This window comes from Leptolyngbya sp. NIES-2104, from assembly GCF_001485215.1.
Classification (GTDB): domain Bacteria; phylum Cyanobacteriota; class Cyanobacteriia; order Leptolyngbyales; family Leptolyngbyaceae; genus Leptolyngbya.
Window position 1 is genome coordinate 191,271 of sequence record NZ_BBWW01000001.1, and the last position, 25,914, is coordinate 217,184.

The 25,914-nt window shown below is 47.7% G+C and carries 22 protein-coding genes; 13 read left to right on the top strand and 9 right to left on the bottom strand.

Going from position 1 to position 25,914, the window contains the following annotated elements; all coding sequences use genetic code 11:
- Positions 1-43: 43 nt before the first annotated feature.
- Both NIES2104_RS01005 and NIES2104_RS01010 read left to right on the top strand, forming a co-directional pair.
- The gene (locus tag NIES2104_RS01005; protein ID WP_058994908.1) at positions 44-1,246 is read left to right on the top strand and encodes a PQQ-dependent sugar dehydrogenase; all 1,203 of its coding nucleotides are present in this window, start codon (positions 44-46) and stop codon (positions 1,244-1,246) included.
- A gap of 112 nt (positions 1,247-1,358) precedes the next feature.
- Positions 1,359-3,068, top strand: a complete 1,710-nt coding sequence (locus tag NIES2104_RS01010; protein ID WP_058994910.1) for an ATP-dependent DNA ligase — start codon at positions 1,359-1,361, stop codon at positions 3,066-3,068.
- Here NIES2104_RS01010 and NIES2104_RS01015 read toward each other — a convergent pair.
- Positions 3,056-3,238: a hypothetical protein gene (locus NIES2104_RS01015; RefSeq protein ID WP_058994912.1), complete on the bottom strand. Its 183-nt coding sequence runs from the start codon at positions 3,236-3,238 to the stop codon at positions 3,056-3,058. The two genes, NIES2104_RS01010 and NIES2104_RS01015, sit on opposite strands and share 13 nt — an antisense overlap.
- A gap of 435 nt (positions 3,239-3,673) precedes the next feature.
- Between NIES2104_RS01015 and aroF the strand changes: the two genes are divergently transcribed.
- A complete protein-coding gene (gene aroF / locus NIES2104_RS01020; RefSeq protein ID WP_058994914.1) occupies positions 3,674-4,528 on the top strand; it encodes a 3-deoxy-7-phosphoheptulonate synthase in 855 nt (284 codons plus the stop codon).
- 39 nt (positions 4,529-4,567) lie between these two features.
- On the opposite strand, the gene NIES2104_RS01025 is transcribed toward aroF, so the two are convergent.
- Positions 4,568-5,818 carry an OFA family MFS transporter gene (locus tag NIES2104_RS01025; RefSeq protein ID WP_058994916.1) on the bottom strand — a complete coding sequence of 417 codons (1,251 nt, stop codon included), beginning with the start codon at positions 5,816-5,818 and terminating at the stop codon, positions 4,568-4,570.
- Between the two features lie 267 nt (positions 5,819-6,085).
- On the opposite strand from NIES2104_RS01025, the gene NIES2104_RS01030 reads away from it, so the two are divergent.
- The gene (locus NIES2104_RS01030; protein ID WP_058994918.1) at positions 6,086-6,958 is read left to right on the top strand and encodes a bile acid:sodium symporter family protein; all 873 of its coding nucleotides are present in this window, start codon (positions 6,086-6,088) and stop codon (positions 6,956-6,958) included.
- A gap of 19 nt (positions 6,959-6,977) precedes the next feature.
- Here the strand turns inward: NIES2104_RS01030 and NIES2104_RS01035 are convergent, their stop codons facing one another.
- On the bottom strand, positions 6,978-7,937 hold the full coding sequence (locus tag NIES2104_RS01035) for an aminotransferase class IV (RefSeq protein ID WP_058994920.1): 960 nt from the start codon (positions 7,935-7,937) through the stop codon (positions 6,978-6,980).
- Between the two features lie 237 nt (positions 7,938-8,174).
- Here NIES2104_RS01035 and NIES2104_RS01040 point away from each other — a divergent pair, with 237 nt between their 5' ends.
- The gene (locus tag NIES2104_RS01040; RefSeq protein WP_058994921.1) at positions 8,175-9,806 is read left to right on the top strand and encodes a hypothetical protein; all 1,632 of its coding nucleotides are present in this window, start codon (positions 8,175-8,177) and stop codon (positions 9,804-9,806) included.
- Here NIES2104_RS01040 and NIES2104_RS01045 read toward each other — a convergent pair.
- The 3 genes from NIES2104_RS01045 to NIES2104_RS01055 all read right to left on the bottom strand — a co-directional run bounded on the left by NIES2104_RS01045 (position 9,777) and on the right by NIES2104_RS01055 (position 14,374).
- The gene (locus tag NIES2104_RS01045; RefSeq protein ID WP_263970879.1) at positions 9,777-11,129 is read right to left on the bottom strand and encodes a class I SAM-dependent methyltransferase; all 1,353 of its coding nucleotides are present in this window, start codon (positions 11,127-11,129) and stop codon (positions 9,777-9,779) included. The two genes, NIES2104_RS01040 and NIES2104_RS01045, sit on opposite strands and share 30 nt — an antisense overlap.
- Positions 11,130-11,357: 228 nt before the next feature.
- Positions 11,358-12,524 (bottom strand): ferrochelatase, encoded by a 1,167-nt coding sequence (gene hemH, locus NIES2104_RS01050; RefSeq protein WP_058994926.1) that lies wholly within the window; start codon positions 12,522-12,524, stop codon positions 11,358-11,360.
- A gap of 518 nt (positions 12,525-13,042) precedes the next feature.
- Positions 13,043-14,374: a hypothetical protein gene (locus tag NIES2104_RS01055; protein WP_225895194.1), complete on the bottom strand. Its 1,332-nt coding sequence runs from the start codon at positions 14,372-14,374 to the stop codon at positions 13,043-13,045.
- Positions 14,375-14,513: 139 nt separating this feature from the next.
- Between NIES2104_RS01055 and NIES2104_RS01060 the strand changes: the two genes are divergently transcribed.
- The 5 genes from NIES2104_RS01060 to NIES2104_RS01080 all read left to right on the top strand — a co-directional run bounded on the left by NIES2104_RS01060 (position 14,514) and on the right by NIES2104_RS01080 (position 16,960).
- Complete coding sequence (locus NIES2104_RS01060) at positions 14,514-15,035, top strand: photosystem I assembly protein Ycf3 (RefSeq protein ID WP_058994928.1); 522 nt, start codon at positions 14,514-14,516, stop codon at positions 15,033-15,035.
- Positions 15,036-15,044: 9 nt separating this feature from the next.
- Entirely contained in the window at positions 15,045-15,344 is a 300-nt protein-coding gene (gatC, locus tag NIES2104_RS01065) for an Asp-tRNA(Asn)/Glu-tRNA(Gln) amidotransferase subunit GatC (RefSeq protein ID WP_339375051.1), read from the top strand.
- Positions 15,345-15,418: 74 nt separating this feature from the next.
- Complete coding sequence (locus NIES2104_RS01070) at positions 15,419-16,129, top strand: hypothetical protein (protein WP_058994931.1); 711 nt, start codon at positions 15,419-15,421, stop codon at positions 16,127-16,129.
- A 154-nt stretch (positions 16,130-16,283) separates the two neighbouring features.
- A complete protein-coding gene (locus tag NIES2104_RS01075) occupies positions 16,284-16,604 on the top strand; it encodes a DUF433 domain-containing protein (RefSeq protein ID WP_202815020.1) in 321 nt (106 codons plus the stop codon).
- A complete protein-coding gene (locus NIES2104_RS01080) occupies positions 16,595-16,960 on the top strand; it encodes a DUF5615 family PIN-like protein (RefSeq protein WP_058994933.1) in 366 nt (121 codons plus the stop codon). Before NIES2104_RS01075 ends, NIES2104_RS01080 begins: the two co-directional genes overlap by 10 nt.
- 14 nt (positions 16,961-16,974) lie before the next feature.
- Here the strand turns inward: NIES2104_RS01080 and glsA are convergent, their stop codons facing one another.
- From glsA to NIES2104_RS01095, 3 genes are all read right to left on the bottom strand, one after another.
- Positions 16,975-17,880 carry a glutaminase A gene (glsA, locus tag NIES2104_RS01085; RefSeq protein ID WP_058994935.1) on the bottom strand — a complete coding sequence of 302 codons (906 nt, stop codon included), beginning with the start codon at positions 17,878-17,880 and terminating at the stop codon, positions 16,975-16,977.
- Between the two features lie 43 nt (positions 17,881-17,923).
- Complete coding sequence (locus NIES2104_RS01090) at positions 17,924-18,250, bottom strand: carbon dioxide-concentrating mechanism protein CcmK (RefSeq protein WP_058994937.1); 327 nt, start codon at positions 18,248-18,250, stop codon at positions 17,924-17,926.
- A gap of 322 nt (positions 18,251-18,572) precedes the next feature.
- Complete coding sequence (locus NIES2104_RS01095; protein WP_058994939.1) at positions 18,573-19,787, bottom strand: AAA family ATPase; 1,215 nt, start codon at positions 19,785-19,787, stop codon at positions 18,573-18,575.
- Positions 19,788-20,025: 238 nt separating this feature from the next.
- Here NIES2104_RS01095 and NIES2104_RS33230 point away from each other — a divergent pair, with 238 nt between their 5' ends.
- From NIES2104_RS33230 to NIES2104_RS01110, 3 genes are all read left to right on the top strand, one after another.
- Entirely contained in the window at positions 20,026-20,148 is a 123-nt protein-coding gene (locus NIES2104_RS33230) for a hypothetical protein (RefSeq protein ID WP_263970880.1), read from the top strand.
- A 420-nt stretch (positions 20,149-20,568) separates the two neighbouring features.
- On the top strand, positions 20,569-22,185 hold the full coding sequence (locus NIES2104_RS01105) for an ABC transporter substrate-binding protein (protein ID WP_058994943.1): 1,617 nt from the start codon (positions 20,569-20,571) through the stop codon (positions 22,183-22,185).
- 63 nt (positions 22,186-22,248) lie between these two features.
- Entirely contained in the window at positions 22,249-25,893 is a 3,645-nt protein-coding gene (locus tag NIES2104_RS01110; protein WP_058994946.1) for a Yip1 family protein, read from the top strand.
- Positions 25,894-25,914 lie beyond the last annotated feature (21 nt).

Below are 25,914 nucleotides of genomic sequence, written 5' to 3' on the forward strand. Positions count from 1 at the left end.
TGACCGCTTACATCTACCACTGGCAATAGGCAGGACACTCATCATGACAATCAAACGAATTGAGATCGGAATCGCGATCGCCTCGATCGGGCTGTCAATGTCTGCCTGTTCACTGCTGCCTAGAGAGAATGCAACTTCTGCTGCTTCGCCTGAAGCTTCATCGACTCAAGTCGCTTCCACCAGTGGATCTGCCCAAGGTTATCGAACAAAAGAGGTCTTAAACGGACTCGAACGTCCGTGGGGCATGGCGTGGCTTCCTGATGGTCGATTGTTGGTCTCAGAAAAATCAGGCACATTGCGAGTGGTCAACAATGGCAAACTAGAGCCGACTGCAATTTCTGGTGTGCCGCCTGTGATGTATGAGGGTCAAGGTGGCTTCATGGATGTTTCGATTCATCCTCGATTTGCTGAGAATCGATTGATCTATCTCACGTATTCGCATGGGACTCCAGAGGCGAATCGAACTCGTGTTGCAAGAGCCGTTCTCGATGGTAATACCTTACGCGATCTGAAACCGATTTTTGAAGTGAAGCAGACCAAATCGGGGACGCAGCACTTCGGATCTCGGATTGCTTGGTTGCCGGACAATACGATGTTAGTGTCGATCGGGGATGGTGGTAATCCTCCGGTTTCACTTGAAGGTGAGCTAATTCGTAGGCAGGCTCAAAATCTTCGCAGTCGTCTCGGTAAAGTCGTGCGGCTAAATGATGATGGATCTGTGCCGCGTGATAATCCGTTTGTGAATAAACCCGATGCTGATCCGACGGTTTGGAGTTATGGGCACCGGAACATTCAAGGATTAGCGATCGATCCCACTTCAAAACGGGTGTGGGCATCGGAACATGGATCGCAAGGTGGCGATGAATTGAATCTCGTCGAGGCGGGACAGAACTATGGATGGCCCGTTGTTACTCATAGTAAAGAGTACTGGGGGGGTGAAATTACGAGAGAGCGATCGCGTCCCGAAATGGTCGATCCGAAAGCGGTTTGGACTCCCGCAACGGCTCCGGGTGGATTGCTGTTTTACACGGGCGATCGCTTTCCTGCATGGAAGGGCAATCTGTTCTCTTCTGGGCTGGTGTCTCGTGATCTGAAGCGGATTGAGCTTGATGCTCAAGGAAATGTTCGCACTCAAGAAGCGATCAAGATCGGTCAACGGGTGCGTGATGTGTCGCAAGCTCCAGATGGCTTAATCTACTTCATTACGGATGATGGTGTATTGTGGCGATTGGAGCCAAAGAGCTAATGCTCGTGAGGATTTCAGTCTCCTGGAGCATTTGTATACCGTTCAGCCGTTTGAAAGAGGAAAGATAGAAACACTTGCAGTTAGATAAAGCTATTGCTACTTGAAGCTGTGAATGTTGACTCCGACTTCTGTTGATGCGTTTCATCGATTCGCGATCGCGGCTGAACAAATCGCCGCCACAACCAAACGACTGACTAAAGCTGCAATTCTTGGAAGCTACTTCACAACCCTAGAAGATGCCGATTTGCGGTTAGCAGCGCGATATTTTGCAGGCTCAACCTTTCCGCAATTTGATCAGCGAGTCTTACAGATTGGCGGTTCTGCACTGATGAGTGCGCTAGTGATTGTTAGTGGAGCAGAACCGGACACACTGCAAGCAGACTTAGTAAAGCGGGGCGATTTGGGCGATGTTGCCACTGATGTGTTATCTGATGCAATGTTGCCAACGTTACGACTATCCGAAGTTGGAGAAGCTTTTGCCGCCTTGGTCGAGATTCGAGGAAATAAGCGGAAAATTGTGGGCATTGTTGAATTGCTGAAGCGGGCGACTGCATTGGAGGCGAAATATTTAATCAAGTTGATGTCTGGAGACTTGCGAATTGGATTGCGCGAAGGAGCGGTCGAAGATGCGATCGCACGTTTAGCTAGTCAACCTGTGGGGAAAATTCAGTGGGTGAATATGCTCACCGGAGATATCGGAGAAACGGCAGTACTCGCTCGACACAATCAGCTTGATACTGCACGCATGCACCTGTTTCATCCGATTAAATTTATGTTGGCAAGTCCGGTCGAAGAGTTCGCGGAAATTAGCACCCGAATGCCTCAAGGGTTTGCAGTTGAAGACAAATACGATGGCATTCGGGCACAAGTTCACATTGGTTTAGATTCAGATCAATCGCTACACGGAACCACGATCAACAATGTTCGAGTTGCGTTATTCTCCAGAACGCTAGATGAAATCACTAGAGCGTTTCCCGATTTAGTCGAATCGCTTGCGACGGTTGATCCGGGTTCAGGTTTAATATTAGATGGCGAAATTGTTCCGATTCAAGGTGAACGAATTCTACCCTTCCAAGAGTTACAGAAACGATTGGGACGCAAAACGCTTACTGATGAACTATTGCAGTCGGTTCCGGTCGCTTTTGTAGCGTATGACATTTTGTATTGCGATGGGAAAGTTTTGATCGAAGAACCGTATGAAGTTCGTCGATCGCGCTTAGAATCGCTCAGCTTCGATACCCCTCGACTAAAGAGAGCTATTTCTCAGCGATTCGGTGATGTTAGTCATTTAGAGCAAGAATTCCAGGCAGCCCGCGATCGAGGGAATGAAGGCTTGATGGTGAAACACTTACAATCGACTTACAAACCTGGAAAGCGGGGGAAAGACTGGTTAAAAGTGAAACGTGCGATCGCTACTTTGGATGTCGTGATCACAGCCGCAGAAGTCGGAACCGGAAAACGCAGTCGATTCCTTTCAGATTTCACGTTTGCTGTCCGCGCAAGTGAAACCGATCCAACCTTGCTGAATGTAGGTAAAGCTTACTCAGGATTAACGGATGCTGAAGTGCAAGAACTATCCGATTGGTTGAAAGAACATACGATTCAAGAATTTGCACATGGGCGGGTTCGGACAGTTGAACCAAAGATCGTGCTGGAAGTAACCTTCGATCGTGTTCAAGTCTCAAAGCGACATAAGGGCGGGTACGCGCTCAGATTTCCGCGCATTGTTCGCATTCGTTCAGACAAACCCCCTGAAGAAATCGACACTTTAGAAACAGTTCGTCAGCTTGCAGATCAGTTAGAAAATTCTCACTCGTCGTAGTTCTCATTTTCTAGCTGCGTCTTGAGCAATCGATTTTCATAACGACGATTGCGGCGACGACCTTTCGCAGGTGTAGCTCGTTTGTGAGCGCGTTTGTCCTGAACTAAGTGATTAATGTCCTGGGCATCATCCCAGTTTTGCAAATCGTCTGGAGAAGTTCGCTTCGTCATCGGTCTGCTTCACATTACTACACATATTCTACTGAAGCCCTACCGCTTTGGTTTGCCAAAATTCCCCAAATGGGGGACTTGACTTCTGTTTGATTTCTCTGCTACGGTTCTGAGTATTGAACTTTATCGCCCCTTCAGCAAATGCGTTATAGCGTTTCCTATTTTTACTTTTTTTGGCGATCGGCGGCTCACCCGGCGAGGTAAATCCTCATGTGTCCGTCCGGTGAGCCGCAGAGTAACATCTGCGGTTTTTTAATGTCCTAAATTTTTTCTCGCAATGACTCACCTCACTTCCTGGCTTTACGGTTTTTACTTTTTTACCCACAGGCGTTCTGGGTGAGTTTGTTGCATGTGCGATTGACCAACCCGGAACCCTTCCAGGCTCCGGGTTTTTTGTTTGAAGTTCATCCCATCCATTTCACAGGAGTTTCAATCATGAAAGATGCAAAGCTAGTCCTCAAAGCCAATCCCGACCATCAATCGATCGTGTCTCTGTCTAAAGAGATTGCGATCGGGGGTCAAGAGATCGTGATCATCGGCGGTCCGTGTGCTGTCGAAAGTCTGACACAGATGGAGACTGTCGCTCGTGAACTCAAATCGGCTCCGATTCAAGCATTAAGGGGAGGTGTGTACAAACCGCGCACTTCCCCTTACGCTTTTCAGGGCGCGGGTTTAGAAGGATTGGAAATTCTTGCTTCGGTGAGCAAGCGATATGATCTGCCCGTTGTGACCGAGGTAATGGCAATTTCGCAGATTAAAGAAATTTCGGCTTACGCGGATATGCTGCAAGTTGGTAGCCGCAATATGCAGAATTTCGATTTGCTTAAAGCGCTGGGACAAGCTGGAAAGCCGATTTTGTTAAAGCGCGGACTCGCAGCAACGATCGAGGAATTCGTCATGGCAGCCGAGTACATCATGAGCCACGGAAATCCAAACGTGGTGCTGTGTGAACGGGGAATTCGCAGCTTCGATAGTTACACTCGCAATGTGCTCGATCTCGGTGCGGTGGTTGCTCTGAAACAGTTAACTCATCTGCCTGTGATTGTTGATCCGAGTCATGCAGCGGGACGGCGGGAATTGATTGCCGATTTATCAAGAGCCGCGATCGCATGTGGTGCAGATGGATTGATTGTGGAAAGCCATCCTGAGCCGGAGAAATCCGTATCGGATGCACAGCAGGCATTATCGATCGAGGCAATGACGCAGTTGGTTCGCAGTCTCAAACCTGTAGCGGAAGCAGTCGGGCGAAAAACCTACGGGGTGCAATGTCCACAATTTGCGATCGTATAAAAAATGCGGCAGATCCAAATTCTGCCGCATTCAAATTACTTACGCAATTGACCGATCTCTTTCCGTCACGGTTGCTGCTCTTGGGCGTTTCAGCATGAAGGTGGCAACAATGATTCCTACGATCGCTAAAATCGCAGTCGGATAGAAGAACAAGGTATAGCTACCAAACGTATCTTTGATTTGTCCCGCTAAGACTGTTCCAAAAACGGCTCCAACTCCGTAAGCGGTAAACACAATGCCATAGTTCTTGGCGTAGTTGTTCGCATCGAATAAAGTTGCCGTTGCAGTAGGCGCGATCGCTAACCATCCACCCAAACACAGCCAGAACAAACAAAAAGCAGTGAGATAAGTTGCAACTTGTCCAGCTTGAGCATTGATCATCAGAATTGATGCAATCAAAATCAGCACGTAAGAAATAATTGCACCCGTTTTTGGCGAAAAGCGATCGGAGATCCAGCCAAACAATGGACGACCTAAACCATTAAAGATTGCGAACAAAGAAACGGTGGCTGCGGCAGTTCCGCGATCGAGCTTGATGATCTCTTGGGCGACTGGGCTAGAAATCCCGATCGCTGCGAGTCCGACAAAAGTTCCGATCGTATAGCAGATCCACAGTCCATAGAAGCTCTGAGTTCCCAGCATTTTCGTGCCTTGGGATGCAACCGTTCTGGCGCTTGGAGTCCAGCCTCTCGGAGTCCAGCCTTCAGGCGGCATTTTCAGCGTAAAGGCAATCAAAACAATGATGACCGCAAACACCGATCCCAAAATGATGAAAGCCTGCCGGACTCCATAATTTTCAATCAAGTTTCTAGCGAGGGGTGCAGTAATCAGCGGAGATAATCCAAATCCGATCACGGTCGTTCCGAGAGCAATACCTTTCTTGTCGGGGAACCATTTCGCAGCAACTGCCAGCGGCACTCCGTACACGATGCCAATTCCGGCACCTGTGATGATGCCATAGGTAATGATCAAGGTAAAAGGATTCGCATCTAACCCAGATAGAAGATAGCCTAAACCTGTAATGATGCCGCCCACAGCCGTGACTGTCCGAACACCATAACGCTCAATCAAAAATCCAGCGATCGGCATTAATATTGCAAAGACGACAAGCAAAATTGTAAAAGGCAATAAGCTTTCAGTCGCGTTAATCTTCAGGAGCGATTCGAGCGGTTTGCGAAAAATGCTCCAGGAATAAACAGTTCCAAGACACAGTAAAGCAATAATGCCTAACGGAATAAAGAGCCAGCGACCTTTCTCCGCAGGCATACCAAAAAGAGTAACGTTATTCATCGGTGTTGGGAAAAGGGAAATGTCCGCCGCAAAACATTCACGAAGCTTTAGGGAATGCTTGCTGCGGGTGAGCTAGATAGACCTCGATGATCTGAACTGTATCAGTCTACATTGACGAATGTTTGACCAAAATAATTGCAGTTTCTATTGATATTAATAGATTGATGTCTATCAAAAATTTTCCTCGTTTGTAGATTGAGAAATTTTTTAGTGAGCTGAGGAAGTGAGACAATACAGGCTTAATTGACCTTTCTGTCATCTATCACTATGCAGAGCAATCTATTTACTTCTGTGTTACTGCCGTTGGCTCTCGCGATCGTTATGTTAGGTATGGGACTGAGTTTAGTTCCAGATGATTTTCGCCGCATTACCCGCGCTCCAAAAGCCGTCGCCGTGGGAACCGTATGTCAGGTTTTACTATTACCGTTGATTGGCGCATTGATCACCTTGGTTGTACCGATGCAACCTGCGATCGCCGTGGGTCTAATCGTTCTGGCAGTCTGTCCGGGTGGTCCATCCTCAAATCTAATTACCTATCTCGCACAAGGGGATGTCGCTTTATCGGTCACGCTCACGGCTGTTAGTAGCATTTTGACCGTCTTCACGATTCCGATTTTTACGAATATTGCGCTTCAGTATTTTTTAGGTCAAAGTGCAGCGATCGAACTCCCGATCGGACAAACGATGCTGCAAATTTTCCTGATTACTTTGTTGCCGATCGCGATCGGAATGTTGATTCGCGATCGCTTTCCGGTCACGGCAAAACGACTAGAGCAACACATGGGGCGAATTGCGATCGGGTTGTTGGCGTTGATTATTGCATTGTTACTCGTGCGAGAAGGAAGCAAATTACCTGGATTTATTGTGCAGGTCGGAATTGGCGTATTGTTGCTCAATCTGGCGGCAACGGCTGTCGGATTTTTGGCTGGAAAGCTATTTGGACTGTCTTTGGCGCAGCAGATTTGTATTGCGATCGAGGTTGGCATTCAGAATGGCACTTTAGCGATCGCGATTACGGCAGGTTTACTGAACAATCCTGATATGGCTGTCCCTGCTGCGGTCTACAGTCTGCTGATGTATGTCACGGGTTTTGGCGCGATTCTGTATGGCAGAAAAATAAGCCCAGCTTCGATTCGCTAAGCTTATTAAATTCACAGTCTTAAGCCACTCCAGTGAGTTGTGCAGACTCAGAGACAGATTGAGTTTGAGCCGGAATATAAGAAAAATCAACAGCAGGATGCGGCTCAACGCCTAACATTGCATTGAAATAACGATCGGAAATTGCACGAATAATCGGATTGTCACCGTACTCGGTTTTCTCGATCGACTTCACAGGTGTAATTTCTGTGAGTGTGCCAACCAAAGCGACCTCATCGGCAATAATCAATTCAGTCCGCTCGATCGGGCGACGCTCAAACGGAATGCTCATCGATCGACATAAACTTTCCACAATATCGACCGTGATACTTTCTAGAGCACCTTCCCAAGCGGGCGGCGTAAACACTTTGCCATCTCGCACAACCAGCACACAGGTCTGAGTCGTTTCCGCCACTCGTCCCGCTTCATTCAGGATAATCATGTCAGAATAACCGCGATCGCGTCCTTCAATTTTGACGAACCGCGCAATTTGATAATTTGTACTTGTTTTTACCCGGCAAGGGAGCGCTAAATCACTGCCCCGTTTCCAAGGGGTAATACCGAGATCGATCGCAGCAGGGCGCGTCGTTGGAGTGTGATATGCCGTCAGCACTAGATTACTGGTACTGCCTTCACCCCAGAATCCTTCATCGCCGTAGAGTGTGGCACGTACCCACATATTGCGATCGGGCTGATACAGAAGTTTGATCAGTTCGTGATGCGCCTGCTCGAATTCCTCGTAGCTCATCTCAAACGGGATGTAGAGAATTTTTGCCGATCGACGTAAGCGATCGTAGTGTCGTCGCATCTCTAGAATTCCAAAGCGCCCGTCCGGTTGCCAGTAGCCTTTTAGCCCCTCGAATACGTTGAGACCTCGAAGCACGGCTTCGCTAGAAATATGAAAGTTCGCGTCTTCCCACAGGGAAATCTTACCGCCGAAGTAGACGTACTTGGGTTTCTGAAGCTGAGTGATAGAAGCCATAGGATTGGGATGAGATAGGAGGACAAGCGGACAGCACGAGTGCAAGAAAGCGTTTCACACTATTCACTTATCACTAAATAAGGGGGTTCTGTCCAGCAAATTTACGGATATCTTCATCGAATCCTTGTATCGCACTGTGCTGTTTAAATTTATTGATGATGTTTGCGGAATAACACTACGGGATCAAACGGAGCACGATCGTCAGTATTCTAAGGAGGGCAACCCGGAGCTTTAGGCATGAATACGGAAAAATCGGAGCAAAATCAGGAAATTCTCTGGCTGGTTCTCAGTTTGGGAATTGCGGCTCTCTATTCAGGATTAGCAATGCGTAAGGCATTCTCAGATCCAACGATGCTCCAGGATGATGCCCGAATCTATCTGATTTGGATGCAGCGCTTTGTTGATCCTGAATTGTTTCCGAATGATTGGATGGCGAAGTATTTTCATTCTGTGACTCCTTGGGGACTAGGAACGCTCTACTGGCTCGGATCAAAGGTTGGAATAGTTCCGGTAGTGATGAGTAAATTACTGCCTGCGGTGACTAGTGTGCTGCTGGCGTGGTTTGGATATCGATCGACTTTGGCATTGTTTCCGGTACCGATCGCAGGTTTTTTCAGTGCTGTAATTCTGCTGCAAAGCTGCTGGCAGCGGGATGATCTTGCATCTGCGGCTCCGCGATCGTTCTGGGCATTGGTGCTAGTGGCGCTGGTGTACTCCTTTATCAAACGGGCTTGGATAGCGATCGCGCTTTGTGTCACAGCGATGGCGCTTTTTTGTCCATTGGCTGCGGTGTTGATTGCGATTTGGTTGGGACTGCGAGGAGTTTGGGGCTTGTGGAAGCGGCGAGTCGATCGGGCAGAGTGGGTTATTTTAGGAATCACGATCGCGCTTTTGCTGCCTTATGTGTTTAGTCAATCGGAATTTGCGCCGACGGTGAATGCGGCGACTGCGCGATTAATGCCGGAATTTCAGCCAGGGGGACGGTTGCCGTTTTTTTATCCGAATCCGTTTCGGTTTTGGTTGGATAGCACCGATGGCGGATTTCAAGTTTCGTTTAATCCGCCACTGATTGGGTTGGGATTGTTGTTACCGATCGGCTTACGGTTCAAAAATCGGTTTCCTCAATTGCAGCAGTTAAATCCAGATTGGATTATTTTGCCACAGCTTGCCGGGAGTGGGATTGTTGGATTTTTTCTCGCTCATGCAATGTTTGTGAAGCTGCATTTTCCGAGTCGGTATGTGACTCATAGTTGGCGGATTGCGATGGCGATCGCAGCAGGAATTGTGATTGTGGTGTTGCTAGAACGAATCAAAAGTTGGCGATCGGGGACAATTCTGGTTCTTAGTTGTGCAATGCTGCTTCATCCACATTTAGCTTGGAAATCGTTTCCAGTCACCGGATACGGCGGCGGCAGTCATCCTGCACTGTATGAATTTCTCAAGACCACACCAAAAACAACGCTAACCGCTTATCTCGGTGAAGATGCTAGTAACTTACCGATGCTGTCTTTACGATCGACGTTAGCGGCTCAAGAATATGCAATTCCATTTCACCTTGGCTATTACTTACCAATGCGACAAAGAGCGATTGATTTGATCAACGCTCAGTACAGCGAAACGTTAGAACCTGCAAAACAAGCAATTAAAAAGTACAACATCACGTATTGGCTACTAGATTCTAATGCGTTTGCACCGGATTATTTGAAGAGCTACCGCTGGTTTCGATTGTTTGAACCGCATGTTGGTCAAGCGATGCAGGCTTTGAGATTGGGACAAGTTCCGGCAATGCAAAAAATTATCGGGAAATGCGCGATCGCAGATCCTGACAACGTTGCAGTGCTAGACAGTAACTGCACTTTGAAGAACTGAATTTCGCTCTAGCAAAACGTGCAAGCTCAGTTCGAGATTGATTACAGCATCGCGTAAATCTTGTGCGGCTCGTTGCGGATCAGTTGGCTCTAGGGTCACCGGATCACAAGGACGAACGGTAAGAATACGATCGACTAATGCCGAAAACAGTTGAGGCTCATCCCACAATGGCAACAACGCCGCAGCGAGATTCGGACTGAGAAAAACATGTGCTTGACTCGAAGCGGCTCCGGTCACATATTGGCTTAGATCAAATGATTGTTGCTGTTGAATGGCTGTGATTAGTGCGGATTTTGCGATCGCGCTTTTCAACTGAGGATGAAGATGGACTCGAACTTGATCCCACTCGATCGGTTGCCAGTATCGCGGCATCTCCCACTGTGGAGTCTGTCCAAACTGCCCGCACCAAAAATCCAGCAATCGATGAACAGGCGCAAGCAGTTCAAACAGTTGTAATCGATCTTCCATGGATAACTCCGGTAAGCTCGATGACCAGGCTTCCGGCAGATTCTGCGGGTCTTGAAACAGACTCATCAAATCCCAATCTCGCTGATTGGTCATGCAGATGAATTCTAAATTCGCGCCCCGCAGCGACTCGAATAATTGAGTTAACGTGTAGCCTTTATCGCCCTGAAACAGATAGTTCATCAATACATATTCTTCTGGGCGTTCTTCGGCTTGCTGTGGACTCCAGGTTTGTCGCTTTATCGGCACATCGTCTTTCAGTGCCTTCATCGTGTCGAGGACAATCTGGATTTCGTTGGCTTCTGGGTTGCCGTCCATCAATCCCATCCAGTGGAAAAGTTGTTGCGATCGAAAGAAATTGTGTCGCTGATAGAGACTATGCAGATTGCCGCGCAAAATCCCCATTGGTTTCAGTGCAGTTCTCAACGTTTTCAGAGCCTGAGTGAGATCAGGCATGAGATAAAGAATCTCGTCACAGTTGATCAGGTCGAATTTCATGCCCAACTGTGAGACTTCATCGAGCGGCAATCGATAGAACTGAGCATCTGGAAAGCCGTGAAACTTTAAGCGTTCACGAGCGAGAGAAACGGACTGCTCTGAGAGGTCAATTCCGATAATCGTCGCACCTGGATTCGCTTCTGCCAGGATTAATGTTTTGTAGCCGCTTCCACAACCGACATCTAGAATTGCGACTTCTTTTGGATTAATTAGCGCTTGATTTCGTAAATAGTACGGCGTGAGGTAGTTATGAATAAAGAGTGCGTTAAAGTCCTCTTTCGGAGAGATTTCGACCGGGGTTTTCGGATATGGCGAACTGTCAAACTGTTGGCGAATCTTTTCCAGTAACTCAGGATTCACAAGTCCTATCTCCTCGGTGTACATCGAGAACCTCCGGCATCATAGCTTGTGAAATGTCGATCGTTCCAGTCCCAGAAAATACAAGGTGCTGTGAAATTTAGATAAACGGGAATTCGATGATTTTTGCTTCGTTGCCGACTCGCCCCGAATTCCACTCCGGGGCGAGTCGGCAACGAAGCGAAACAATATCGAACTGGGGTTAAATGATGTCACCAGCACTGATGCTTGTTAACCCAACAATCCAAACGCGTGAAGCGGACCACGACCGAGAATCATTTCAATAATCAGCGCGATCAAGCCGATCATTGCTACCCGTCCATTCCAGACTTCGGCTGAAGTCGTCATGCCCCATTCCCAGCCTTCTTGGGGATACATCTTCACTCGCTTCTGAGGACGCGCCACTTCTGAGAAATGAACCGATGGAGACTCGATCGCATCCGTAACCATCGTGGCTAATTCACTAATGAAAATTGGATGCGTATTCAGTGCCGGAACTCGCTCAAATCGCTCGATGCCCGCTTCTTCCGCCACTTCGCGATATTCCATATCGATTTCTTGCAGCGTCTCAATGTGCTCAGAAACAAAGCTAATCGGCACAACTGCGAGATCCTTCACGCCTTCTTCAGCCAACTCTTCGAGAGCGTCTTCGGTGTAAGGTTTGAGCCATTCCACTGGACCTACTCGGCTTTGATATGCCAGCGTATGGGGATTGGGTCGATCGAGCGTCTTCATGATCAGTGCAGTGCAGTTCTCGATCTCGCTTTGATAGGGATCGCCCGCTTCTTCCACGTAGCTGACCGGAACTCCGTGAGCGCTGAAGAAAACATGTACATGATCGGGATTTTCAAAGCGATCAAGTGCTTGAGCGATCAGATCCGCCATTGCTTTGAGATATCCAGGTCGATCGTACCAAGTTGGAATCACCGTGTAATCGATTTTCTGAAGGGCGGGGTCTTCTTCCCAAAGCTGCTCTAGAAGCCGGAAGCTCGATCCACTTGTACTAATTGAAAACTGAGGATACAGCGGCAAAACGACTAGTTTGTCGATTTGGTCGCGCTTAATTCTAGAAATTGCTTCTTCGGTGAACGGATGCCAGTAGCGCATGCCGATATAAATGCTGACCTCTTCCCCCCGTTTGCGGAGTTCTTCTTGAAGGGCTTGCGCTTGTTCTTCGGTGATGCGACGCAGCGGAGAACCGCCTCCGATTTGCAGATAATTTTCTTGGGATTTCTTCGATCGTAAGGTCGAAATCAGCCAAGCCAGCGGACTCTGAAGCCAGCGAAACGGCAACCGAATAATCTCAGGATCAGCAAACAAGTTGTAAAGAAAGGGACGCACATCTTCGATCTTGTCCGGTCCCCCAAGATTCAGTAGTAAAACGCCTACGCGACCCATAGCAATGTTATATCCCTTTTCTTTTCAGCTTTGTTACCGATTTTAACAATAAATCTCTTGTAAGTTGAGGCAAGTCTAAGGAATCTCGATAAAAAATTCAGCGTGTTAACTTCTCAATACAAATATCAAAATTAATTAACAATTAGCTACGCTTTCATAGTATAGAAGTTTTATCAGAAAAATGGGTCTAAACCCCCGTGCTTCGCTTCCCGGCTTCGTAGTACATTTGCGTTAATGGAAAGGTAGTAGTCAAACGCACTGATTTTGCGGGGTAGGGAGTAGGGAGTGGGGAGAATCCTCATTCAGATTGCTCCCCACCTCCCCACCTTCCCATCAGATTTAACTTGGTGAACTAGTAGTCAACCACTTAAAAAACCTAGCCGTCGAAAGACAAAGCGCTTATCGACAGACGGGGAGGATGGAGATTTGCAGCCAGAATTCAAGATTCATTGCCAAGCATACACAGACTCCAATTGAGAGACACATCAAAGTGTAAAATAGCCGCAGTCCTTTTAGGGTTATTCTCGACCTTCCAATCGACGCTGCCATTCTGCATCAGTCAGATTTGAACGATTCGGATGTCGATTGCTCGAATCGACATCACCGTCTAAACGGCGTTGCCACTCTGCGTCGATTTGTGTCGATCGCTCAATTTCTTGCTCGGTCAAATCGCGATCGGTCGAATACACCAAATCAGACTGCTGAATCACCGTCTCAGCCGCAAATTGTTCTGCATACGCAAGTTTTGGCTGCACCGTCGGATTTGCCAATTGTTTCGCTCTCAGTTCCCGCTCTTGGTTGCGCTCCAAAATCTTCGCATTCCGTCGTTTGATCGTGAAGTTGCGAATCGTTGGAATCAGCAAATACGCCGCACTGTAACCGAGAGAAACAAATGCGATCGCTTTCAAAATTCCCGCACCCGCTCCCACGGTCATCGCCGTTAGCACCAATGCCAGAACCAACAACACAACCCCCAATGTTGCCGCCAGCGTAATCTGTCCAGAACTCGCCTTACTAAATTGATAAAGCGATTCGCGCAGAAATGCCGGGAGCCACTGCCGTTCTTGTTGTGAAACCGTCGTCTGCAAGGACGGAAAATGATAGACAAATTGCCCATCCGGAGTCACTTCCGGTCTGCCATCAAATCGCGTCAAAACCGGAAGCATAAACTGTTCAGATTCTTGGTCTGACACGCTGCCGATCGAATCCAAAAATGGTGCAATCTGCTCTGCAATCACGGCTCCGCGATGTTGGCGAATCACAGCCCCGATCGATTGCCAGCGTCGGTCTTCCAAATCAGCATTCGGATTACCATCACCAAACAAGAATGAATAAATCGATTCGAGAAAATTCAGTTCGCTCTTTTGTTGAGCCGGGCGACGACGATCGTAATTCGGAGAAAAAATCCAGAAGAAATCGGGGGTAAACCAGACCGTCGGCATTGAAATATTTCCGCCATTGTCATCATCTCGTCCCGAATTTGCCGCAACGGTCAGCGCAATAATCGCCAGCACCGATGCCACAATCAGCAGAATCAGTACCACCCCAAACGACATGCGGATCAGGTAGAACAACACCCGCCAGATTTTGTCTAACGTTTCTTTGCGGCGAATTCGAGCATCTTTCTCCCGCAGCACCGCCCGAAAATTCCGGGGAAATTGATAAACGATATCGCCCGTTTCAGCGACTTGTAATTCTCCATCGGCTTGAGACGCTAAGGTTAGCAATCCTTTCTCAGCCAAATTAACGTTTAAGCCAGCTTGAGCAGCGACATCTCCAACCGTGGCGCGGTAGTTGAGAGATTCGATCGCTTTTAAAATTGCGGGATTCGGCGAAGGTGTAGCGGTCATGTCTTAGGTCTCCCTGATACGGGACTCGTCTCTCCTCCAGTATAGTTTTCTGAAATTTGTATCGTCTGACAGATTGAGCAAGATTCAGCGCTAAACTAAAAAATGTCTCGCGCCGTATAACAAACCCCTTTCCAGTCTTATGCCTAGATCGCAACGCAACGACAACTTTATCGATAAAAGCTTTACCGTCATGGCGGATATCATCCTGAAGGTTTTTCCCGCCTCGCGTAAAGAAAAAGAAGCCTTTGCCTATTATCGAGATGGCATGTCCGCACAAGCAGACGGCGAATACGCAGAAGCACTCGAAAACTACGAAGAAGCTCTCAAACTCGAAGAAGACTCCAACGATCGCAGCTACGTTCTCTACAACATGGGCTTGATCTATGCCAGCAACGGCGATCACCAAAAAGCGCTAGGTCTTTACGAAGAAGCGCTAGAAGAAAATCCTCGCCTGCCGCAAGCCTTGAATAATATCGCTGTCATCCATCACTATCTGGGTGAAAAAGCGAAAGAAGAAGGCAAAGACGACGAAGCAGAAAAACTATTCGACCAAGCCGCCGAATATTGGAAACGTGCCATTCTGCAAGCTCCGAACAACTACATCGAAGCTCAAAACTGGCTCAAAACAACCGGTCGATCGAACATCGATGTATACTTCTAAGCGGTTTATTTGGACACTCTCATGATCGATCGCGAACAAGTGCAAAAAGTAGCGCTTCTTTCCCGTCTACAACTCACTCCAGACGAAGAGGAAAAATTTACCACGCAGCTCAACAACATTCTCGACTATTTTGAGCAGTTGAGTGAGTTAGACGTGAGTGAAGTGCAGCCCACTACTCGTGCGATCGACGTGAGTAATGTCGTCCGCCCCGATCATCACCAACCCTACCAAGACCGGGAATCGATCTTAGAAGGTGCCCCCGATCGCGATGGCGAATTCTTCAAAGTGCCAAAAATCGTTACTGGCTAAATTAAGGAACCTTCTTTCAAGTTGCCGAGTCATTCATAGCATCGCCGCTAGATTCAGACTTGGAAAAAATCAATATGTTGAACTTGAAAAAACTACAGTCCGGGACTGCGCTTGCTTTAACGTTGGGTATCACAGCAACCGGAGCCGCGCCGATCGTACTTGCGAAAGACGCGGTGGCTTCGCCCCGCGCAAGCGCGTCCGCGGCTCCCGCTCCGATGCAACTTGCTCAACTCTTCCCGTCCCAACCCTCTCAAAATACTGGAGCCGTCCGCATTCCCGCTGGAACGAGACTCCAACTCACCTATAGAGATGCGGAAAAGATCGTCGTCGCTCCGAACGAACGGCTTCCGATCACGCTCACCGTTCCGAACAACATTCGCACCTCAAACGGCAGACTCTTAATTCCCGCAGGTAGCCAAGTAAAAGGTGTATTTGAGCCTGTGAATGGTGGAACTCGCTTCGTCGCAGAGTCACTGATTCTGAGCAACGGCAGCCAACTCGCGCTTGATGCTCAAACCGATGTGATTAGCCGGACTGAAGAAATTCGTCGTGGTGTCAGCACCGATGCGATTTTGAAAGGAGCCGCGATCGGGTCTGGTGCTGCCGCGATTATCTCAGGTGTGACGGGAAATCGCCGGATTACGTTAGGTAGAGTCTTGATTGGAACAGGTGTCGGTGCGCTGGGTGGTCTGCTGCTCGGTCGCAATCGCAATCAAGTCATCTCTGTAAATCAATCTGATTTGAATTTGCGCCTCAATTCTTCGCTGGCAGTTAACTCGTTCTAATTTCTCTCATGATTGAGACAGCGATCGACAATTTGAATTCACATTAGTTCGAGTTAAACAAAAGGATTGGTAGGATGCAAGATTTTCTAAATCTCATTTTCCAGTCCTTTTCTGCTGCACTCTACAATTAGATTGGCGCAAGCAGAGCAAAGCTATGATCGTTCTAGAAGACTACTTTGATTTCTTAGCATCCGATGACATTCGCCTCAAGAACACTCGCATCGGGATCGAGAGCATTTTGTATGAATACATTTATCGCTGTAAAACACCAGAAGAAATCGCCGATCAATTCCATACAGTCACATTAGAACAAATTTACGCTACCATTCTCTACTACCTGAACAACTCAGCCGAAGTCAAACAGTACTTAGCAGATTGGCTATCTTTTTCTCAACAGATGCGGGGTGAACAACGACAAAACCCTTCTCCAGCAAGGCAGAAATTTTCACAGGCTCAGGTGGCTAAATGTCCCTGAGATACTTGCTCGACGAACATCTAATGCCTGCATATCGAACTCAGCTTGTGCGTCACAATCCGAATCTAGTCGTACGAATTATTGGCGATGTCGATGCACCTCCTAGGGGTACGCTCGATCCAGAAATCTTGATTTGGTGTGAGATCAATGGCTTTATCTTGGTGACAAACAATCGAAAATCTATGCCCAGACACTTAGCGGATCATTTAGCGCTCGATCGTCATATTCCTGGAATCTTCGTCATCGATCCCAATCAAAGTATGGGACAAACGATCGATGAGTTGCTTCTCATTGCTGCTGCTTCCTTCGAGGAAGAATACCAAGACCGAATCGAATATTTGCCACTGACCGAGTAGGCTAACTGAGTATTTCATCGAAACACACTCAATCCCAACTCCTGAGCAAGTTTCTCAACCAAAAATACACCCGCTACCGAATTCCCGACCTGATCGATCGCGGGACTGTAACACGCGATCGCACCTTGCTTTGGAGCGATCGCCAACAGTGCCCCACTCACCCCCGATTTCATCGGTAATCCCACTCTCACCGCAAACTTTCCAGAAGCCTCATACAGTCCACAAGTCAGCATCAAAGCCGACACGATTTGCTGATGAAACGGAGAAATTCTCTCATGCGGTTTCGCCAATAACAATCCTAATTTTGCTAAATCGGCGATCGTACCCGATAAACAACAAAGCTGATTGTAAGTATCGATCGCAAGATCTACACGATCGAGCAATTCCCGCTGCACGAGGATGTCTGCGATCGCTCGATTGGTTTGATTCGGCAGCGATCGTACCGAACTTAATGCTTTCTCATCTAAAACAAATTGCGTTTGAGCGCAGTCGTTCAACCATCGACGAAAGGCTTCACAGCGCTCTGAACCCGAAGCTTTCGGCATCAATCCGGTCAACGCGATCGCACCACTATTAATCATCGGATTTCGAGGAAATCCGTCATCGCTCTTTAACTGCGCGATCGAGTGAAACGGCTGATCCGATGGCTCAGTTCCGACGTGTCGAAAAACGCGATCGCTGCCCACTTGTTCCAAAAGAAACAGCAAGAGAAACGGCTTAATCACGCTCATGAGGACAAAGGGTTGAGCCTGATCACCTGCTACCAAGCTTTCGTTCGCGATCGCATGAACGCTCAAGAGTCGCGGATCGACCTGTGCCAACTGGGGAATATAGTCTGGCAATCGTCCCTGAAGCGTGAATCGCCGCGCTTGAGCCACCCAAGAATCGAGATCAGCCTGTGTAAGATGTGCCAGTGACATGAAAGAGCAAAGAAAGGAAATCCAAACTGGAGTATATCCTTTCTTAGACTTGGTTGAATTCTTCTGTGCGATCGCTGTATTCGATCGGCAACACGACCATCAAATTCTCATTCGGGCGTGGAATATAGTGCGACGACAGGAATAATTTATCGCCTTCTTTGTAAGCCTGCATTTTCTTTGCCGCTTCGAGTCCTGCTTCCACGGAAATCTTCACTTCGGACACATCGCCCCGAACCACGATCGTCACATAAGCACCGCTGACTTTTTCCATTTCAACCAGGGTGACTCGTGCGGCTTTGACCATCACATCCGCAACAGCCAACGCAGGCGGCAATCCACGCACCTCGACCATTCCAACCGCTTTCGCCATAACCGTGAACTCCCTTCCATTTTGCGCGTAGTATCTAGATTATTACAGTTTGTCTATGGTTTAGCGAAACCTCGATCGTTGATCGTCCCTTTTCAATCTGATTACAAATCCTGATGGAATTTAGAGGATGCTTGAGAAGCTTTCGTTCATTGCCACATCCCGCCCTGAAATGAATTTCGGGCTAATCGGCGCAAGTCCATTAGAAATGGACTAAGAACTTGAAATTTGCTCTAAGTCTACTGAAGTAGACTTTCGTCGATTAGCCCGAAATTCATTTCAGGGCGGGAGCACAACAAAAGCGAAGAGACTTTCAAACATCCTCTTAAACAAATCGCTTCGTAAATTCGCACATCAAATCGACTCGACCTTTCCGCAACATTGCTGGATCAAGCCGCTCAGTCGTATTGCAAGTCATCAGCACAACCAATTTTTGCTCTAACTCAAAATTGCCAACGCTCACTACGCTCTGATATAACGTGCCATCGAGCAAACTTAAAATATGTTCGGTTTTGTTGCTAGATTGAGCAATTTCCGTCGATCGATCTTGTGCCAGGTTATCCGCTTCATTGATGATCAAGCAAATTTTCTCAAGGTAGCTGGGTGGCACAAAGTTCTCAACCGCATCGTGATCCAGAATAAATACTACATAGCCGAGTGGAACTAGAACTTCTTTCGCGATCGCTTGTGTCCAGGCGGTCTTTCCTGTTCCTGGATCGCCATGCACCAAAACCGCTAAACGATGTTGATTCATCACGGTTTGCTGCACTGCATCACTAAACGTTTGAATTTCATCTGGAAAATCTCGAATCGCAAATTGGGCATGAATTTGCCCGACTCGGCTTTGATAGCCACTCAGCATCACCGCCAATCCATAGGTAGATTTTTGGATCAAGGGAGCCATGTTTTTCGCCATCAGCGACCAATAGCGCCGTCCCCGATCGACATAATCGATCTGTAACCAAACTTCGTGCGCTGACCAGTACGCATAGGCAGTACTGACAATATCGAGCCGATCCCAATTCTCAAAGCGATCGACCGGGAAATAAAAAGAGCGATCGAGATAGCTTTGAGTGATCAAATCCGGTCGTCCCAAGATCGCTAACGTTTGACGAATCGTGGTTTCTTGTAAGCGATTGAGAACGTAATCGATCGGAATATTGTTTCGACTCACGATCTGACGAATCGGAGTTTCAACACTGAGCGTATCTCGATAGCGATAGTCTGGATACGGCGGATCAGGCGTGAGATAGTTCCAGACCTGATCCATTTCGCCGCGGGTGTAGGATGAAAACACATTGATCGCATTCGCCCACCAAGCTTGATGATTGCGCCCTAGAGCATCTGCAACTGTGCTGACTGCTCCCATCAAGCGACGATTCAACTCATCTGAATCATTCTGAGCAAGCTGAAGAAAATAACTCCAATCGAAATCTCGCTGTAACGGTCGCCATCCTGCCGCCAGTAAGCTTTGTCCTTTCTGCTGGTTTTGATTGTTGTATTGACTAAACGGATTGAAGTGAAAGTCAAAGTCTTGCATAAGTCAAAGATTTTAGATTAGGTTCAATCCAGCGACACCGGGCTTCTGGGGAGAAAATAACATCCCGACTGTAGTATTCAAACAGGACAAGCGGATCAGAATAAAAATGTATTGTCTGGTTGGTTAAGTTCAGTAAAGAATCATGACTGTTACTACGATCGAGAAAATTCTGAATCAGATAAATCCAAAATCGCGTAATGGTTTCGTGATAGCCACTCATCGGAGTGGATTCAACGCCATGAGCCTGATTATAACGTTGGATTCCAAAACGGATTTGATCGGTGGCAGTGAGCGGATCGCGAATCAGATACCACAATGCAACGGTGAGATGAGCTGGGTGCGTCTACTGCGATCGCGCTAAAGTACAGTCCTCAAAGGCTTTAACCAATTCAATAATTTCATGTTCTGCGGCGTACACTTCTGGAACTACTACTATGCTACAAACATAATACAGGCTTTGATCAGAAAATGTCGAATATTTTTCTTAAAGGGTGTTTGAAAAGTAGAAAAAGTTCCTTCGCTTCGATTGCCTCCCGCCCTGAAATGAATTTCGGGCTAATGGTGGAAAGTCTACTGAAGTAGACTAGGAGCTAGTTTCAGGTTCTTAGTCCATTTCAATGGACTTTCGCCGATTAGCCCGAAATTCCATTTCAGGGCGGGAGGCTGCAACGAACGACAACCTTTCAAACATCCTCTTAGCACTTCTTGAAATTCGAGAAACTCCGATACGATCGCAGCAATTGATAGAATCTGCAAACGTACTGCGATCGAGATAAAAGCAATGGTGAAGTTCCGAGGGTGGCGATCGATATTGATTGCATTGTTGTGTGCGGTGATTGTCGCCAATTGCAGCCCCCAAAATTCGACAAATTCTGCTCCAGGTGTACTGGTTTATGCTGCGAGTGGACAGCCGACGAACTTAGAACCCGGCAACGTCACTGACGGCAATTCGCTGATTGTGCACAACCAAATCTACAATCGCCTGATTCAGTTCAAGCCTGGTACCACCGAATTAGAGCCAAGTTTAGCCACGTCTTGGAGTGCTTCTAAAGATGGCAAAACCTGGACATTTAAGCTACGAAACGGCGTGAAGTTTCATGATGGAACCGATTTTAACGCCAACGCAGTGAAATTTAATGTCGATCGCTGGTGGGATAAGAACAACCCAAACGGATTCCGCAACGCAGGAAAAAGCTATGAAATTTGGGGTCAAATCTTTGGGGGATACAAAGGTGAACCCAATTCGTTAGTTCAAACTGTTCGCGTGGTCGATAACTCCACGATTCAGTTTATTCTCAAGCAACCCTTTGCCGCGTTTCCAACTGTGATCGCATCTGCATACTTTGGAATTGCCAGCCCAACCGCGATTCAAAAAGCAGGCGCGAATTATGGAACGCCCGCAGGCGGAGCCGTTGGAACCGGGGCGTTTGTGTTCAGAAGTTGGCAAAGTGGCGATCGCATTACGCTCGAAAAAAATCCGAACTATTGGAAGCCTGAACTTCCGAAGTCAAATCAATTAGTCATGCGATTTGTCGGGGATTCCGGTGCAAGACTCGCGCAAGTGAGAGCCGGACAGATTGATTTCACCGTCGAACTCGCTCCAGATCAAAAAGCAGAAATCGAGCAAGATCAGAGTTTAACCGTTGCAAATCGTCCTTCGTTCAATGTGGGCTATTTAGCATTAAATCCAAGCTTCAAACAATTGTCAGATGTGCGAGTCAGACAAGCGATCGCACACGCGATTAACAAACCCTCGATCGTACAAGCCTTCTGGAAAGGTTCAGCCCAAACGACTCCGCACTTTGTTCCGCCCGCCTTAGATTGGGCAACTTCTCCAAAGCTACAAGACTATGATTACAATCCCCAAAAAGCGAGAGATTTACTCGAACAAGCAGGCTTTCCAAATGGATTCGACCTTGATCTTTGGTATATGCCTGTAGCGCGTCCTTATTTTCCAACACCAAAACCGATCGCAGAAGCTTTCGCCGCCGATTTACAAGCCGTTGGAATTCGCGCCAACTTAAGAACACAGGATTGGGCAGCGTATCTTGCCGATCGCAATAAAAAACCAGGCTATCCGATGTTTATGCTCGGTTGGACAGGCGACTATGGCGATCCGGATACCTTCTACTATTCGCATTTTGGTCCAGGAAGTACTACCGATTTAGGCGGTTGGAAAAACGATCGCGTGACACAACTGCTCAATCAAGCTAGAGCAATCAGCGATCGAACTGCGAGATCAAAACTCTATGCTGAAGTCGATCAAATCATTCATCGAGAAGCCGTCCGGTTATCGATCGTGCATTCTGATCCGTTATTAGTCCAGCGCAAAACGATCACCGGATGGACTCCTAGCCCCTTGGGAACCGAACCCTTTGAAGCGATCGCGAAACAATAACGACTTGAAATCACTCAGAATTTTGTGTGATATGAAGCAGGTAAATTCGAGCGGAGCAGCATCATGATCAACACCGCAACAGATCAATGGCGCGAATTGATTGGAGGAGCCTTTGCGCTGCAATTCGATGCCTTTCGAGAAGTGGCAACGCTTTCAGGTGGGCTTTGGTTTGCCTTGATCATCGTGACGTTAGCAGGATTATCACTCGCGATCGCACAAAGTATCGTGCTATTCGTCAGCCGAGTGAAACCGACTCGATTTATCTTTTGCTTGCTGATCAATGCGATTCTGTTCACGGCTGGATTTATCTTTCTCACACTTAGTACTTGGTTCTTGGGATTTTTACCAGGATCGCCACGAGTGCCGTTGATCGCGCTGATTAAAGTCTTCGGTTTGGGATATGCGCCTTTATTGTTTGGCTTCTTGGGTGCATTGCCTTATCTGGGATATCCGATCGGGAATTTACTTTCAGTGTGGAACTTGTTAGCGATGGTGGTCGGATTTGCCGCGATCGCTCGAATTGGAGTGGGATCAGCGTTTATTTATGTGGCACTGGGTTGGTTTGTTAAACATCACTTAGAAGGCACGATCGGACAACCGATCGCACAATTAGGCAGCCAGATTGCCGATCGTGTTGCTGGAGTTGCTTTAGCCGATACTCGTCGAGAATTGCGCGCCCAGATTTCCGCAGGCATTCAACCGAGATCGATGCCCGAAGTTCAACACCTCATTGATGCTTCAGGTCGCTCGAATCCTGACGCGGTTCGTTCTGTAGCTCAAACGGTTTCAACTCGATCGAGTTCCATTCCGCTGAGGGTGACACAGAGAATTGATTCGAGCGATCGAATTGTGCAAGTCAAACATCGATTTCGCGGTTTTTTGCCTCGTCTGAAACTTGCAATCAGTCTGTTGGCAATGGCGATCGTCTTTGTGCTGATTCTCGTCTTGCTGCGTCCCGTTCGAGATAATCTATTCGGCTGGTATGCCAATCTTCGAGGAATCTGGCGATTAACATTTGATTTATTTTGGATTAGTGTCGTCGCGCTCGTGTTTGCAGGAATTCTGGCTCCCTTGGAATCGCTTGGATGGTGGGCAGGATGGTACGGTGATCAGGCGATTCTTGTTCCTCGAACGACCCAGACGATCGAGCCGGATTATGATGTCGATCGCTATGTAGTTTATCTCGATGGCATTGCTCAATCGGGCAGCGAATACACACCGGACATTGAGGATTTTCTATCAGCATTGCAGCCTGCACTACCCAAGAAGGTCGAATTCATCCGCGGATTGATGATGTATTCGGTGTTAAATCGACCGCTGATCGAAGATCGTCCTTTAGCGTTCTTGTGGCGGTTGGCGGATAAAGTGCGATGGGCGAATCCAGCGGCGGTATTAGGATTGCTCGTGAACATTCGCAATGTGATCATCGTGGCGGTTTCGTCAGATAAGCGATATGGTCCGATTTACAATCAGGGCATCGCTCAGGTAATTTTTGATGGATTAATCGATCGAGGATATCAACCCGGAAGCGGCGTTCCAATTACCTTGATCGGGTACAGCGGCGGCGGCGAAATGTCGGTCGCGGCGGCTCCGTATTTGAAGCGATCGACGGGAGCCACGATCGATGTAATTTCTCTCGGTGGTGTGATGAGCGCGAATCACAATCTACTGAAGCTAGAACAGCTTTATCACATCATCGGTGCGAAAGATGTCGTAGAAAAAATCGGTCCGGTTATGTTTCCAGGACGCTGGAAGCTTTTTCTGCTGTCGTATTGGAATCGAGCAAAACGCAAAGGTAAGATCACAATTCTTTCAGCCGGGGATGTCGGGCATCAGGTTCCAGGCGGCTACATGGACCCGGTAGCGAAACTTCCCGATGGACGCTCGCATCTCCAGCAAACGATCGAGATGATTCTGCAAATTCTCAACGGTGAAGCCCTCAGAGCCGATCAATCGATTCCAAAGCAAACAAGTCACTATGCGCTATATCGAGAGGCAGCTTTTAACCGTCCCGAATTTTATCCGATTCAATCGATCGATTCAACCGACTATCAATCGATCGGCAAATGGATCGGGCGTTTGATTCTACCCAAACAAGCAGAACGATTTCACGGCGTATTCTTTGAAGTTCATCACGCTCCAGATTCCGCTTTGATTGGACGAACTGTAAAACTGTGCTGGTCAAGTCACCCCGAAGTTCAAAAGCGCGTCCGAGCCGTGACAAGAGATGTTCACTTTAGTGCAGATGCAGAATTCAGTAGCAAATATGGCGGGGCAGTTCATCCCGATCGCATTAATCACTGGAAACAAGTCAACCCCCTCGAATCCCTAGCCGGGGCGCATCCGGTCGATGACATCATCGTGAAGCTAGATGATCCGGTTGAAGTCCAAGGCGATACACTCTACATCGACACGACACCGATTCAAATTACTGGAAGGTTCTATGCGTTAGTTCAATTCGTCCTACCAATCAGCGGAACCGATCAATTTCAGGTGATTCACTTCGATCGAACTTCTCGACAGTTCAACGGTACATCAGAGGTAATGCGATTACCCGAAGTCGTGTTTGCTAAAAGCTACGGGAGCTATCCTTCGACGACACACGAGATCGAACACTCTCCTTATAACGAAACGGGCTGGTATGTCTATGGTGCAAAAGATGCGAACGGATTGTTTGTTGTTCAAGCGATCGCGCCTCGTGCTTTGTTTCAACTCCAACCAGAAAAAGTAACTTTCGGTCGTCGATCGGCGTTTAACTATGTTCGATTCGGTGCTTGGAAAAATGCAGCCGAGCAAAAAGGCAAAATTTCCTCTGTCCTCTGTAGTGCTAGACGTTCATCCGATGGCATTTCAGCCGCAGTCCAAGACTGGAAAATTGGCGATAAAGCTTTAGTGCTGCACGTCTATGGTGGAATTGGTGGAAAAAACAAAGAACCCGCAGCAGCAACCCCGATCTTTTTCGGACATTTCGCATTTGGAATCGCTGAAGTCGTTTACGAACCGTTATCAGATGAACTAAGATTCGAGATTAACTATCATCAGGTCTACACTCAGAACACCGATGGATTAGTCGCGGGAACATTACACTGGTCGCGGTATTTAGGCGATCGACAATTCGGCTGGCTCGGAACCCGTCCCGTCTGTGACATTTTGATTAAACTCGATGCGTTCACTGATCCTTACGAAATCGGGGCGATTATCCTTTCTCCTTTAGATTTAATGAAGCTTCAGCTTGAAGTGATGACTGCTCGATATCGGATCGGAGATGGCACAGGTGGAACCTTTGTCGGACCTGCGAATAACTGCTCTCAAGACTCGAACCAAGCCTTATTTTCAAGTATTCAAACGATTGAGCGATCGCTCTCCAACTATCCTGAAGTAGTCGCATTGTTACTCCAGCAAGAAGAATCGCGATATCGAAGATTACGATCGCTCGGAAAAGACTTAGAGGATGCCTTACAACCTCTGGGAGGACCGAGATCTGACTGGGAAAACAACGAATACAACTTAGGCACCACACTAGAAGATGATCCCTTGCGAAATCTGTGGATTGGGTTAGGCAGTTGGCGAACCATGCTGCCCCGAAAAGCGAGTGATACGATCGCTGAATCATTCATCAACTACGGTGCTTCGGTTTGGGTACTCAGAACCAATCAGGTTGGCGGATATGACCCTGATATTGCACCGATCGCACCGACAACCCTCTAAGTCCTGGTATAGTCAGCATTG

Coding starts and splice junctions, on each gene's coding strand:
- NIES2104_RS01005 (WP_058994908.1), top strand. CDS start 44: ATGACAATCAAACGAATTGAGATCGGAATCGCGATCGCCTCGATCGGG.
- NIES2104_RS01010 (WP_058994910.1), top strand. CDS start 1,359: ATGTTGACTCCGACTTCTGTTGATGCGTTTCATCGATTCGCGATCGCG.
- NIES2104_RS01015 (WP_058994912.1), bottom strand. CDS start 3,238: ATGACGAAGCGAACTTCTCCAGACGATTTGCAAAACTGGGATGATGCC.
- aroF (WP_058994914.1), top strand. CDS start 3,674: ATGAAAGATGCAAAGCTAGTCCTCAAAGCCAATCCCGACCATCAATCG.
- NIES2104_RS01025 (WP_058994916.1), bottom strand. CDS start 5,818: ATGAATAACGTTACTCTTTTTGGTATGCCTGCGGAGAAAGGTCGCTGG.
- NIES2104_RS01030 (WP_058994918.1), top strand. CDS start 6,086: ATGCAGAGCAATCTATTTACTTCTGTGTTACTGCCGTTGGCTCTCGCG.
- NIES2104_RS01035 (WP_058994920.1), bottom strand. CDS start 7,937: ATGGCTTCTATCACTCAGCTTCAGAAACCCAAGTACGTCTACTTCGGC.
- NIES2104_RS01040 (WP_058994921.1), top strand. CDS start 8,175: ATGAATACGGAAAAATCGGAGCAAAATCAGGAAATTCTCTGGCTGGTT.
- hemH (WP_058994926.1), bottom strand. CDS start 12,524: ATGGGTCGCGTAGGCGTTTTACTACTGAATCTTGGGGGACCGGACAAG.
- NIES2104_RS01055 (WP_225895194.1), bottom strand. CDS start 14,374: ATGACCGCTACACCTTCGCCGAATCCCGCAATTTTAAAAGCGATCGAA.
- NIES2104_RS01060 (WP_058994928.1), top strand. CDS start 14,514: ATGCCTAGATCGCAACGCAACGACAACTTTATCGATAAAAGCTTTACC.
- NIES2104_RS01070 (WP_058994931.1), top strand. CDS start 15,419: ATGTTGAACTTGAAAAAACTACAGTCCGGGACTGCGCTTGCTTTAACG.
- NIES2104_RS01075 (WP_202815020.1), top strand. CDS start 16,284: ATGATCGTTCTAGAAGACTACTTTGATTTCTTAGCATCCGATGACATT.
- NIES2104_RS01080 (WP_058994933.1), top strand. CDS start 16,595: ATGTCCCTGAGATACTTGCTCGACGAACATCTAATGCCTGCATATCGA.
- glsA (WP_058994935.1), bottom strand. CDS start 17,880: ATGTCACTGGCACATCTTACACAGGCTGATCTCGATTCTTGGGTGGCT.
- NIES2104_RS01090 (WP_058994937.1), bottom strand. CDS start 18,250: ATGGCGAAAGCGGTTGGAATGGTCGAGGTGCGTGGATTGCCGCCTGCG.
- NIES2104_RS01095 (WP_058994939.1), bottom strand. CDS start 19,787: ATGCAAGACTTTGACTTTCACTTCAATCCGTTTAGTCAATACAACAAT.
- NIES2104_RS33230 (WP_263970880.1), top strand. CDS start 20,026: ATGAGCCTGATTATAACGTTGGATTCCAAAACGGATTTGATCGGTGGC.
- NIES2104_RS01105 (WP_058994943.1), top strand. CDS start 20,569: ATGGTGAAGTTCCGAGGGTGGCGATCGATATTGATTGCATTGTTGTGT.
- NIES2104_RS01110 (WP_058994946.1), top strand. CDS start 22,249: ATGATCAACACCGCAACAGATCAATGGCGCGAATTGATTGGAGGAGCC.